Origin of the sequence: Citrobacter sp. CK185 (genome assembly GCF_030333565.1) — a bacterium.
GTDB classification, from domain to species: Bacteria; Pseudomonadota; Gammaproteobacteria; order Enterobacterales; family Enterobacteriaceae; genus Citrobacter_B; species Citrobacter_B koseri.
In genome coordinates this window covers 170280-182834 of the sequence record NZ_JAOWFR010000001.1, presented here as the reverse complement: position 1 = coordinate 182834, position 12555 = coordinate 170280, and the positions used below count along the sequence as shown (strand labels likewise).

General features: G+C 54.8%; 12 protein-coding genes. 9 read left to right on the top strand and 3 right to left on the bottom strand.

Annotated features, from left to right (window positions below):
• Positions 1–44: 44 nt before the first annotated feature.
• Positions 45–1187, bottom strand: a complete 1143-nt coding sequence (gene caiA / locus OGV79_RS00795) for a crotonobetainyl-CoA dehydrogenase (RefSeq protein WP_012134130.1) — start codon at positions 1185–1187, stop codon at positions 45–47.
• A gap of 33 nt (positions 1188–1220) precedes the next feature.
• Positions 1221–2738 carry an L-carnitine/gamma-butyrobetaine antiporter gene (gene caiT / locus OGV79_RS00790; protein ID WP_012134129.1) on the bottom strand — a complete coding sequence of 506 codons (1518 nt, stop codon included), beginning with the start codon at positions 2736–2738 and terminating at the stop codon, positions 1221–1223.
• A 480-nt stretch (positions 2739–3218) separates the two neighbouring features.
• Here caiT and OGV79_RS00785 point away from each other — a divergent pair, with 480 nt between their 5' ends.
• The 9 genes from OGV79_RS00785 to folA all read left to right on the top strand — a co-directional run bounded on the left by OGV79_RS00785 (position 3219) and on the right by folA (position 11583).
• Positions 3219–3989 (top strand): electron transfer flavoprotein FixA, encoded by a 771-nt coding sequence (locus tag OGV79_RS00785; RefSeq protein ID WP_115182002.1) that lies wholly within the window; start codon positions 3219–3221, stop codon positions 3987–3989.
• A gap of 15 nt (positions 3990–4004) precedes the next feature.
• On the top strand, positions 4005–4946 hold the full coding sequence (locus tag OGV79_RS00780) for an electron transfer flavoprotein subunit alpha/FixB family protein (RefSeq protein WP_110494691.1): 942 nt from the start codon (positions 4005–4007) through the stop codon (positions 4944–4946).
• 61 nt (positions 4947–5007) lie between these two features.
• Entirely contained in the window at positions 5008–6294 is a 1287-nt protein-coding gene (locus OGV79_RS00775) for an FAD-dependent oxidoreductase (RefSeq protein WP_012134125.1), read from the top strand.
• Complete coding sequence (gene fixX / locus OGV79_RS00770) at positions 6291–6578, top strand: ferredoxin-like protein FixX (RefSeq protein ID WP_012134124.1); 288 nt, start codon at positions 6291–6293, stop codon at positions 6576–6578. The genes OGV79_RS00775 and fixX overlap by 4 nt, the downstream gene beginning before the upstream one ends.
• 117 nt (positions 6579–6695) lie before the next feature.
• The gene (locus OGV79_RS00765; RefSeq protein WP_024130715.1) at positions 6696–8027 is read left to right on the top strand and encodes an MFS transporter; all 1332 of its coding nucleotides are present in this window, start codon (positions 6696–6698) and stop codon (positions 8025–8027) included.
• 102 nt (positions 8028–8129) lie between these two features.
• A complete protein-coding gene (locus OGV79_RS00760; protein ID WP_012134122.1) occupies positions 8130–8363 on the top strand; it encodes a YgdI/YgdR family lipoprotein in 234 nt (77 codons plus the stop codon).
• A 104-nt stretch (positions 8364–8467) separates the two neighbouring features.
• Positions 8468–8998, top strand: coding sequence for a glutathione-regulated potassium-efflux system oxidoreductase KefF (kefF, locus tag OGV79_RS00755; RefSeq protein WP_047458991.1), 531 nt, complete (start codon positions 8468–8470; stop codon positions 8996–8998).
• Positions 8991–10853 (top strand): glutathione-regulated potassium-efflux system protein KefC, encoded by a 1863-nt coding sequence (gene kefC, locus OGV79_RS00750; RefSeq protein WP_058668560.1) that lies wholly within the window; start codon positions 8991–8993, stop codon positions 10851–10853. Before kefF ends, kefC begins: the two co-directional genes overlap by 8 nt.
• A gap of 250 nt (positions 10854–11103) precedes the next feature.
• Positions 11104–11583, top strand: coding sequence for a type 3 dihydrofolate reductase (gene folA / locus OGV79_RS00745; RefSeq protein ID WP_012134119.1), 480 nt, complete (start codon positions 11104–11106; stop codon positions 11581–11583).
• Positions 11584–11699: 116 nt separating this feature from the next.
• On the opposite strand, the gene apaH is transcribed toward folA, so the two are convergent.
• Positions 11700–12548 carry a bis(5'-nucleosyl)-tetraphosphatase (symmetrical) ApaH gene (gene apaH, locus OGV79_RS00740; RefSeq protein ID WP_012134118.1) on the bottom strand — a complete coding sequence of 283 codons (849 nt, stop codon included), beginning with the start codon at positions 12546–12548 and terminating at the stop codon, positions 11700–11702.
• Positions 12549–12555: the final 7 nt, after the last annotated feature.

Here is a 12555-nt window from a genome sequence, read left to right as displayed (position 1 = left end):
GCATTTTTTGTAGGCCCGGTAAGCGCAGCGCCACCGGGCAATGTTTAACGGTATTGCTTCAGCACGGCGCGGCCGAGCGTCAGGATCTGCATTTCGTCAGAGCCGCCGGAGACGCGGTCAACGCGCAGGTCACGCCAGAAACGCGTAATGCGGTGGTTGCCCGCAATCCCGACGCCGCCCAATACCTGCATGGCGCTGTCTACCACGTCAAACGCGGCGTTGGCGCAGAAGTATTTACACATCGCGGCATCGCCCGAGGTGATGGTGCCGTTATCCGCTTTCCACGCGGCTTCCAGCAGCATGTTTTTCATGGAGTTTAATTTGATCGCCATATGCGCGAACTTCTCCTGAATCAGCTGGAAGCGACCGATCGTCTCGCCAAACTGCACACGCTGATTGGCGTAACGCGCGGCGTCTTCGAACGCGCACATCGCCGTACCGTAGTTGGTTAAAGCCACCAGGAAACGTTCGTGGTCGAACTCTTCTTTTACGCGGTTAAAGCCATTACCTTCCCGGCCGAACATGTCTTTTTCGTCCAGCTCAACATCGTCAAAATTGATTTCACAGCAGCTGTCCATGCGCAGGCCGAGCTTCTCAAGTTTGTTAACCTTGATGCCGGGTTTGCTCATATCGACAAACCATTCGGTATAAATCGGTTTGTCCGGGGAGGCGCCGTCCCGTGCCATCACCACGATGTAGGGGGTGTAGGCGCTACTGGTGATGAAACACTTGCTGCCGTTAAGATAAACCTTACCATTTTTACGGGTATAGGTAGTTTTTAAACTGCCAACATCCGATCCCGCTCCCGGTTCGGTGATCGCCGAGTTCCACATCTGCTTGCCGGTTCCCTGGAACGCCATGATTTTATCAATTTGCTCCTGGGTCCCTTCACGCAGGAAAGTGTTAAAACCTCCCGGCAATTGGTACAACACGTAAGTTGGCGCGCCCAGACGCCCCAGTTCCATCCATACGGCGGCAACGGTGACGAAACCGGCTTCCAGCCCGCCGTGTTCTTCCGGGATCAACAGGCTGTCGATGCCCATATCCGCCAGCGCTTTCACAAAACGTTCCGGGTAGACGCTGTCGCGATCGCACTCGGCAAAGTAGGCTTCCCAGTTCTCACTGGCCATCAGTTCACGAATACCGGCGACAAACAGTTCCTGCTCGTCATTCAAATTAAAATCCATCTTCCAGCCTCATTTGTAAGGAGTTTATTGAGTTTATTTATCTTTCCAGTGCACTTTGGCGTCTTTGATAAAGGAGAGCGTTACCATGATGTTGACGAAGAACAGCGGGCATCCTCCGGCGATAATCGCGGTTTGAATGGGTTTTAACCCGCCGAGCGCTAACAGGACGATGCCGATAACGCCAACCAGCACCGACCAGCCGATACGTACCAGCAGCGGCGGCTCTTCACCGTCGCGCACTTCGCGGCAGGTGGACATGGCCAGCGTGTAGGAGCAGGCGTTAATCAGCGTGACGGTAGCGATAAAGCAGAGGATGAAGAATCCCCACATCGTAGCCGTGCTGAATGGCAGTGCGGCCCAGGTTTCGATGATGGCGCGCGCCACGCCGTGCTGTTCGATCAGTTGTGGAATATTGAGAATATTTTTATCCATCAGCAGCAGGGTGTTGCTGCCAAGAACGGTCCACAGAATCCAGGTGGAGGCGGTCAGGCCGAGCACCATCCCAAAGCACAGTTCGCGCACGGTACGGCCGCGGGAAATACGCGCGAGGAATATACTCATCTGGATGGCGTAAATGACCCACCATGCCCAGTAGAAAACGGTCCAGCCCTGCGGGAAGCCGCCTTTGCCGATCGCATCGGTGTAGAACAACATGCGTGGCAGATACATCAACAGCATACCGACGGAATCGGTGAAGTAGTTCATGATGAAACTGGCGCCGCTGACGATAAACACCCAGCCGAGCATCAGGAAGCTGAGATAGCTACGCACGTCACTGGCGATTTTCACCCCTTTTTGCAGGCCGCAGGCCACGCAAATGGCGTTCAGAACGATCCAGCAGGTAATGATGATGGCGTCCAGTTCCAGCGTATGAGGGATGCCGAACAGATACTGCATACACTCTGTCACCAGCGGCGTCGCCAGACCGAGGCTGGTGCCCATCGCGAAGATCAGCGCCACCAGATAGAAGTTATCGACAATAGTACCGAATAACCCTTTCGCGTGTTTCTCGCCCACTAAAGGCACCAGCGTGGAGCTGGGACGAATCACGTCCATTTTGCGAACAAAAAAGAAGTAGGCGAACGCGACGGAGAGGAAGCTGTAAGTCGCCCACGGTAACGGCCCCCAGTGAAACAGGCTGTAGGCGAGGCCGATCTCTTTGGCGCCGTTGGAGCCAGGTGCCAGAGCAAAGGGCGGCGTCGAGATGTAATAATAAATTTCGATTGAGCCCCAGAACAGCACGGCGGCGGAAGTGCAGGAGGCGAACATCATGAAAATCCAGCTGGCAGTGCTGAATTCCGGCGGTTCATCACCTAATCTTTTTTTAGCGTAAGGGCCGAAGACCAGCCAGAACCAGCCAAAAAGCATCACCACCATGTACCATTCAAATGCCCAACCCCAGATATTTGTGACATAACTGAAGACGGCATTAATAACAATATTCGCAGCGTCGAGATCTCTGACGGTTAGCCAACAAAGTATCCCTACAATTATTAACGGCGGGAAAAAAACCTTAGGTTCAATCCCGGACTTTCTCTTTTCATTTTTCATGAGTCAATTCCAGTGTCAAAACGAAATTTATGTTACGTTCCCGTTTGTTATATTTTGTTTATTTTTCTTAGTAATAATCTGATGACAGTTAGACCTCAGAGTCGCTTTGGCGAGTAACTCATAATGGGTATTCATTTTGCGGTAATCTGTTATGTTGATCACACTTTTTTGTCTGGTGTTTTTGACCCTGATTTTCAAATAAAATAAATATAAAACAATTGGATGCTTTGCATTTTGGTCGAATTTCGCGCATCTCTCATTCAATATTGGTGATCCATCAAACAATATTGAAAATTTTTATGTTCTACGGGTGCTTTTCAATATTAGTGAGGTGCTTAACAATATTGAAAGTTGTAAATATCAGCGTGTGACATTTTCAATATTGGTGATTAAAGTTTTATTTCCGAATTAAAGAGCGTGATATCTGTATTTAACACCGCCGATATGGATGACGTTTCCTTCATGATTTCTGGAGATGCAATGAAGATAATTACTTGTTACAAGTGCGTGCCTGATGAGCAGGATATTGCGATCAATAATGCCGATGGTTCATTAGATATCAGCAAAGCGGATGCCAAAATCAGTCAGTACGATCTGAATGCGATTGAAGCTGCCTGCCAGTTAAAGCAGCAGACAAGCGATGCCCAGGTGATTGCCATGAGCGTAGGCGGCAAGGCGCTGACCAACGCCAAAGGGCGTAAAGATGTGCTTTCCCGTGGGCCAGATGAACTGGTCGTGGTGATAGACGACCAGTTTGAACAGGCTTTGCCGCAACGCACCGCCGCAGCGCTTGCCGCCGCCGCGCAAAAATCGGGCTTTGATCTGATCGTCTGCGGCGACGGTTCCTCCGACCTTTATGCCCAGCAGGTCAGCCTGCTGGTGGGTGAAACGCTGAACATTCCGGCCATCAACGGCGTGAGCAAAATCCTCTCCCTGACGGAAAGTGCGCTTACCGTTGAGCGTGAACTGGAAGATGAAATTGAAACCCTGAGTATTCCCCTGCCTGCGGTGGTGGCGGTCTCCACAGACATTAACGCTCCGCAGATCCCGTCGATGAAAGCGATTCTGGGCGCGGCAAAAAAACCGGTGCAGGTCTGGTCTGCGGCGGATATTGGTTTCAGTGCGCCAGACGCGTACTCCGTCCAGAAGGTCGCCGCACCGAAACAACGCGAGCGTCAGCGCATCGTTATTGAAGGCGATGGTGAAGAGCAGATCGCCGCGTTCGCCGAACATCTGCGCAAAATCATTTAATTACCGGGGGATATTATGAACACGTTTTCTCATGTCTGGGTATTCAGCGATACCCCTTCTCGTCTGCCGGAACTGATGAGCGGCGCACTGGCTTCAGGCGAGCAGATTCATGCGTTTGTGCAGCACGACGCCGAGGGCGAGACGGCACGCCAGCTGGGGGCGAATCACATCTGGCATTTACGCGGTAAACCGGACGACCGCATGGTGGAAGATTACGCCGGGGTGATGGCGCAGACGATTCGCCAGCAGGGGGATTCGGGTCTGGTGCTGCTGCCTAATACCCGCCGTGGCAAACTGCTGGCGGCAAAGCTGGGATTTCGTCTCGCGGCGGCCGTCTCTAACGACGCCAGTGCGGTAACGCAGCAGGAGGGCCATGCGACCGTCCGGCATATGGTCTACGGCGGGCTGGCGATTGGCGAAGAGACCATTACATCACCGTATGCGGTGATCACCGTCGGCAGCGGCACGTTCGAGGCGCAACAGGCGGATGCGTCCCGCCACGGCGAGTCGCATGACGTGCAGTGGCAGTCGCCAGATGTCGTCGTAACGCGCACCGCAACGCAGGCGCGCCAGAGCAACACGGTCGATCTTGATAAAGCGCGACTGGTGGTTAGCGTCGGGCGCGGCATCGGCAGCAAAGAGAATATCTCGCTGGCCCAGGCGCTGTGTCAGGCCATTGGCGCGGAACTGGCGTGTTCTCGTCCGGTGGCGGAAAACGAAAAATGGATGGAGCACGAGCGTTATGTCGGCATCTCCAACCTGATGCTTAAACCAGAGCTTTACCTCGCGGTGGGCATTTCCGGGCAGATCCAGCACATGGTGGGCGCGAACGGTTCACAAACCATCTGCGCCATCAACAAAGATAAAAATGCGCCGATATTTCAATACGCTGATTACGGCATTGTCGGCGATGTGATGAAGATTCTGCCTGCGCTTACGAGCGCTTTAGCACGCTGATCCACTCGGGCAGGGCTTGTGGGTATCGGCCCTGCCGCTGACAGGTAAATCTGGAGTTCTTATGTCCGAAGATATCTTTGATGCCATCATCGTGGGGGCCGGACTGGCGGGTTCCGTCGCGGCGCTGGTGCTCGCCCGCGAAGGGGCGCAGGTGCTGGTTATTGAGCGCGGCAATTCCGCTGGCGCGAAGAATGTCACCGGCGGGCGCATCTACGCGCACAGTCTGGAGCGCATTATCCCCGGTTTTGCTGAACATGCCCCGGTTGAACGCGTGATCACCCATGAAAAACTCGCTTTTATGACCGAAAAAGGGGCGATGGCGGTGGATTACGTCAATGGCGAGGATGCCGCGCCTTCGCAGGTCTCTTATTCTGTCTTACGCAGCAAATTTGACGCTTGGCTGATGGAACAGGCTGAAGAGGCGGGCGCGCAGCTGATAACCGGCATCCGCGTGGATAATCTTGTTCAGCGCGACGGCAAAGTGGTGGGCGTTGAGGCGGATGGCGACGTTATTGAAGCGAAAACGGTCATTCTTGCTGATGGCGTGAACTCGCTGTTGGCGGAAAAGCTGGGAATGGCGAAACGTGTAGATGCCGCCCATGTCGCGGTAGGCGTAAAAGAGTTAATTGAGTTGCCTGAATCGGTCATTGTGGATCGCTTCGGATTACAGGGAAATGAAGGTGCAGCCTGTCTGTTTGCCGGTTCTCCGACCGACGGTCTGATGGGCGGCGGCTTCCTCTATACCAATAAAACGACCCTCTCTTTGGGGCTGGTTTGCGGTCTGCATCATCTGAAAGAGGCGAAAAAGTCGGTTCCACAAATGCTGGAAGATTTTAAACAGCATCCGGCGGTGGCGCCGCTGATTGCGGGTGGAAAACTGCTGGAGTACGCCGCGCACGTCGTCCCGGAAGCGGGAATGAATATGCAGCCGGAGCTGGTGGGCGACGGCGTGCTGATTGCCGGTGACGCCGCCGGTATGTGTATGAATCTCGGTTTTACGATTCGCGGTATGGATCTGGCCGTCGCGGCAGGGGAAGCGGCGGCGAAGACCGTACTTTCGGCCATGCAGAGCAACGATTTCAGCCGACAGGGGCTGGCGGAATATCGACAGCATCTCGACAACGGGCCGATGCGGGATATGCGTATGTACCAGCGCTTACCGGCGTTTCTGGACAACCCGCGTATGTTCACGCGCTACCCTGAAATGGCGGTGGGCATTGCCCGCGATCTGTTTACCGTCGATGGCAGCGCTCCCGTCCCTGTGCGTAAAAAAATCCTGCGCCACGCGAAGAAAGTGGGCTTCATCAACCTGATGAAGGATGGCATCAAAGGAGTGACCGTATTATGACTTCTCCCGTCAATGTGGACGTCAAACTGGGCGTCAATAAATTCAATGTGGATGAAGACAATCCGCACATCATCCTGAAAACCGAACCGGATAAGCAGGCGCTGGAGGTGCTGATCAAGGCGTGTCCGGCCGGGTTGTATAAAAAGCAGGACGACGGCAGCGTGCGCTTTGATTACGCCGGGTGCCTGGAGTGCGGCACCTGTCGAATTCTCGGGTTGGGGACGGCGCTGGAAAAATGGGAATACCCGCGCGGCACCTTTGGCGTGGAATTTCGCTACGGCTGAGGTTGATGCCGGATGGCGTCGCTGACGCGTCTTATCCGGCCTACAAAATACGTGATTCGTAGGCCTGATAAGCGTAGCGCCATCAGGCATCAAGTGAAAACAAAACAGGACGCGGCTATGCAGCAGCCCAGGAACTTTGACGACATTAAATTCTCCTCTATTCACCGCAGAATTATGCTGTGGGGAAGCGGCGGGCCGTTCCTGGACGGTTACGTACTGGTCATGATTGGCGTGGCGCTGGAGCAGCTCACGCCTGCGCTGAAGCTGGATGCGCAGTGGCTGGGATTGCTGGGGGCAGGCACGCTGGCCGGGCTGTTTGTCGGTACGTCGCTGTTCGGCTATATCTCAGACAAAGTGGGGCGACGTAAAATGTTCCTCATCGATATCATCGCCATTGGGGTGATATCGGTAGCGACAATGTTTGTCTCATCGCCGATGGAGTTGCTCGTCATGCGCGTGCTGATTGGGGTGGTGATTGGCGCGGATTATCCTATCGCCACCTCGATGATTACCGAGTTTTCCAACACCCGCCAGCGCGCCTTCTCGATCAGTTTTATTGCCGCGATGTGGTATGTCGGCGCCACCTGCGCCGATCTGGTCGGCTACTGGTTGTACGATGTGGCGGGCGGATGGCGCTGGATGCTGGGAAGCGCGGCAATTCCCTGCATTATGATCCTGATCGGGCGCTTCGATCTTCCCGAATCACCGCGCTGGCTGTTGCGTAAGGGGCGGGTGAAAGAGTGCGAGGAGATGATGATTAAACTGTTTGGCGAGCCGGTGGCGTTCGATGAAGAACCGCCCCAGGAGACGCGCTTCTTACAGCTGTTTAATCGCCGTCACTTCCCGTTTGTTTTGTTTGTCGCCGCCATCTGGACCTGCCAGGTCATCCCGATGTTCGCCATCTATACCTTTGGCCCGCAGATTGTCGGCCTGCTGGGGCTGGGCGTCGGGAAAAGCGCGGCGCTGGGCAATGTGGTGATCAGTTTGTTCTTTATGCTGGGCTGTATTCCGCCGATGTACTGGCTGAACAGCATAGGGCGACGGCCATTGCTGATCGGCAGCTTTGTTATGATGACGCTGGCGCTGGCTGTGCTGGGGTTGATCCCAGAAATGGGGATCTGGCTGGTGGTTGCGGCCTTTGCGGTGTACGCCTTTTTCTCCGGCGGCCCGGGGAACCTTCAGTGGCTCTACCCGAATGAGCTGTTCCCGACGGATATTCGCGCGTCTGCCGTGGGCGTCATTATGTCCCTGAGTCGAATTGGCACCATCCTTTCAACGTGGGCGCTGCCGATCTTCATCACCAGATATGGGATCAGCTACGTCATGCTGATGGGGGCGGGAATTTCACTTATCGGTCTGCTTATTTCCATCGCCTTTGCGCCGGAGACGCGTGGACTGACGCTTGCCCAGACGAGCAGTATGACGATTCGCAACAAGCCCCTGTGCTAGGGGATATCTTCAGAGTGTTCTGTATTTTCTTTTAAGGTCAGTCAGTTAGTCTATAGTTAATGGGTATGCCACTGAAAATGACTGAAAAGCAGGGAGAACACCATGCAAAAACAACTTCTTATTGCGTCTCTTTTTGCCGCTGCGACGGTATTTACCGTAGCGGGCTGTTCATCAAACCAGGCCATAAAAACCACCGACGGCAAGACGATCGTCACTGATGGTAAACCACAGGTCGATGATGATACCGGACTGGTGTCCTACAAAAACGCAGAAACCGGTAAAACGGAACAGATCAACCGCGATCAGGTGAAGAACATGAGCGAACTGGATAATTAATTCAGTTTTATCCATTTAGCTGCTCAATAATATTCACTATTAGCCTGTTAAATTACTGACTACACTCTGTGGTAAAACAGAGATGTAAAATAACAGGCTACTTCATGATCCTCATTATTTATGCCCATCCGTATCCGCAGCACTCGCATGCGAATAAACGGATGCTGGAACAGGCAAGGACGCTGGATGGCGTCGAAATTCGTTCGCTCTATCAACTTTACCCTGACTTCAATATTGATGTTGCCGCCGAGCAGCAGGCGCTGGCGCGCGCGCGTCTTATCATCTGGCAGCATCCAATGCAGTGGTACAGCGTTCCCCCTTTACTCAAACTCTGGATGGACAAAGTCCTCGCGCATGGCTGGGCCTACGGGCATGGCGGCACGGCGCTCCGGGGCAAAGATCTGATGTGGGCCGTGACGACTGGCGGAGGCGAAAGCCACTTCGCTATTGGCGCCTATCCGGGCTTTGACGTGCTCTCGCAGCCGTTACAGGCTACCGCGCTCTATTGTGGGCTCAACTGGCTGCCGCCTTTTGCGATGCACTGTACGTTTGTCTGTGATGACGAAACGCTCCAGGCGCAGGCGCGCCACTACAAGCAACGTTTGCTGGCGTGGCAGGAGGCAAATCATGGATAGCCATACGCTGATACAGGCGCTGATTTACCTGGGGTCGGCCGCGCTGATTGTGCCGATTGCCGTCCGGCTGGGCTTAGGGTCGGTGCTGGGCTACCTCATTGCCGGGTGTATTATCGGCCCGTGGGGGCTGCGTCTGGTGACGGACGCTGAAGCTATTCTCCATTTCGCCGAAATTGGCGTGGTGCTGATGCTGTTTGTGATTGGGCTGGAGCTGGACCCGCAGCGTTTGTGGAAACTGCGTGCGTCGGTTTTTGGCGGCGGCGCGTTGCAGATGGTGGTATGCGGTGGGTTGATTGGCCTGTTCTGTATGTTCCTCGGTCTGCGCTGGCAGGTGGCGGAGCTGATCGGCATGACGCTGGCGCTCTCTTCCACGGCGATTGCGATGCAGGCGATGGATGAGCGTAACCTGACCGTCTCGCAAATGGGCCGTAGCACATTCGCCGTGCTGCTGTTTCAGGATATTGCCGCTATTCCGCTGGTGGCGATGATCCCCTTGCTGGCCGCCAGCAGCGCCTCAACGACGCTGGGCGTCTTTGCACTGTCTGCGTTAAAAGTGGCAGGGGCGCTGGTGCTGGTGGTGCTGTTAGGGCGCTATGTCACGCGCCCGGCGTTGCGTTTTGTCGCGCGTTCCGGTTTGCGTGAAGTGTTCAGCGCCGTGGCTCTGTTTCTGGTCTTTGGCTTCGGCTTGCTGCTGGAAGAAGTGGGACTGTCGATGGCGATGGGGGCGTTTCTGGCGGGCGTGTTGCTGGCAAGCTCGGAATACCGGCATGCGCTGGAAAGCGACATAGAGCCATTTAAAGGGCTGCTGCTGGGGCTGTTCTTTATCGGCGTCGGCATGTCTATCGACTTTGGCACGCTGATTGATAATCCGTTACGCATTCTTATCCTGCTGGTCGGTTTCCTGGTAATTAAAACGGTAATGCTGTGGCTTGTCGCCAGGCCGCTACGGGTGCCGAATAAGCAACGTCTCTGGTTTGCCGTATTATTAGGACAGGGGAGTGAGTTTGCCTTTGTGGTATTCGGCGCGGCGCAAATGGCCAGTGTACTCGACCCGGAATGGGCTAAGGCGTTGACGCTCACCGTTGCGCTCTCAATGGCGGCGACGCCCATTTTTCTGGTGCTCCTGAGCCGTCTGGAAAAATCCGCAATCGGCGAAGCGCGTGAAGCGGATGAGATCGATGCGGAACAACCGCGCGTGATCATCGCCGGATTTGGCCGTTTTGGGCAGATTACGGGGCGTTTGCTGCTGTCGAGCGGGGTAAAAATGGTGGTTCTCGACCATGACCCGGATCATATTGAAACGCTGCGCAAATTTGGCATGAAGGTCTTTTACGGGGACGCGACGCGCATGGATCTGCTGGAGTCCGCCGGTGCGGCGAAAGCGGAAGTGCTGATCAACGCGATTGACGATCCGCAAACCAGTTTACAACTGACAGAAATGGTAAAAGCCCATTTTCCCGACCTGCAAATTATTGCCCGCGCTCGCGATGTCGATCACTACATTCGTTTGCGACAGGCCGGTGTTGAGATGCCGGAGCGTGAAACGTTTGAAGGCGCGTTAAAAACAGGGCGTCAGGCGCTGGAAAAATTAGGGCTGGGACGCTACGAGGCGCGCGAGCGTGCCGATCTGTTCCGTCGTTTTAATACGCAGATGGTGGAAGAGATGGCGAAAGGGGAAAACGATCCAACGTCCCGCGCGGCTGTCTATAAACGCACCAGCGCTATGTTGAGCGAGATTATTACTGAAGACCGTGAACATTTATCGTTAATTCAACGCCACGGCTGGCAAGGCACGGATGAAGGTAAACATACGGGTGATGCAGATGATGAGCCGGAAGTGAAACCGTCAACGTAGGCAGGATAAGGCATTTACGCCGCCATCCGGCAATTTGCCCGGTGGCGCTGCGCTTACCGGGCCTACAAACCATCGTAGGCCGGATGGCGCGTCTGATTGCCTGATGGCAGCCTGCGAGCTGACACCGCTTTAAATAAGTCGGGTTGCCAGCAGAACGGAAAATTTTCGTGCTATTCCTCTTTTCGTTAGTCGACGAAAGATTGCTCTTTCCGTATAGTGGCGACAATTTTTTGTATCCAGGAAATATTCAATGATCAGTCTGATTGCGGCGTTAGCGGTAGATCGCGTTATCGGCATGGAAAACGCCATGCCGTGGAACCTGCCTGCCGATCTCGCCTGGTTTAAACGTAACACCTTAAACAAGCCTGTGGTTATGGGGCGCCATACCTGGGAATCCATCGGGCGACCGCTGCCGGGGCGTAAAAACATCGTCATCAGCAGCCAGCCTGGCACTGACGATCGCGTGCAGTGGGTGAAATCGGTCGATGAAGCGATTGCCGCCTGCGGCGATGCGCCAGAGATTATGGTGATTGGCGGCGGACGCGTGTACGAACAGTTCTTGCCGAAAGCGCAGAAACTGTATCTGACGCATATTGATGCCGAAGTGGAAGGGGACACCCATTTCCCGGACTACGAACCGGATGACTGGGAATCGGTCTTCAGCGAGTTCCACGACGCCGATGAGCAGAATTCTCACAGCTACTGCTTCGAGATTCTGGAGCGTCGTTAATCCGGCATGTTGTAACGCGGATTTGTAGGCCTGATAAGCGAAGCGCCATCAGGCAATAATGTGGCGTGAATGCCGGATAGCGGCGTAAACGCCTTATCCGGCCTACAAAATAACGCTCAGGCGTTTACCGCCTCGCCTTTGCCTGAATCAAGATGACGATTCGACGGCTGCACGAAGTAGCGCTTATCTTCCCAACGCAGGCAGGTTAAATCCCCGCCCCAGCAGCAGCCGGTATCCAGACCATAAATGCCTTCCGGCGTCCCTTTACCTTCCAGCGACGCCCAGTGACCAAAGACAATGCTGTATGCTTCGCTAACCGGTCCCGGAATGGCGAACCAGGGTTTCAGCGGCGCAGGGGCGTTTTCCGGCGACTCTTTGCTGTACATATCCAGTTGGCCGTTCGGGAAACAGTAACGCATACGGGTGAAGGCATTCGTGATAAAACGCAGCCGCGCCAGACCCGTTAGCTCCGGCGTCCAGTTGTTCGGCATATCGCCGTACATCGCGTCGAGGAAGAAGGGATAGGAGTCGCTCGATAGCACGGCTTCAACATCGCGCGCGCAGTCTTTCGCTGTCTGTAAATCCCACTGCGGCGTAATGCCCGCATGCGCCATCACCAGCTTCTTCTCTTCGTCGACCTGCAACAGCGGCTGACGGCGCAGCCAGTTGAGCAGTTCGTCGGCGTCTGGCGCCTCCAGCAGCGGAGTCAGCCTGTCTTTCGGCTTATTGCGGCTAATGCCCGCAAAGACGGCCAACAGATGTAAATCGTGATTGCCAAGCACCAGACGCACGCAGTCGCCCAGTGATTTCACGTAGCGGAGCACTTCCAGAGAACCAGGGCCGCGAGCGACCAGATCGCCGGTAAGCCACAGGGTGTCTGAACCGGGGGTAAATTCCACCTGGTGTAACAATGCGATCAGTTCGTCGTAGCAACCGTGAACGTCGCCAATGAGGTATGTTGCCATTGCTTTA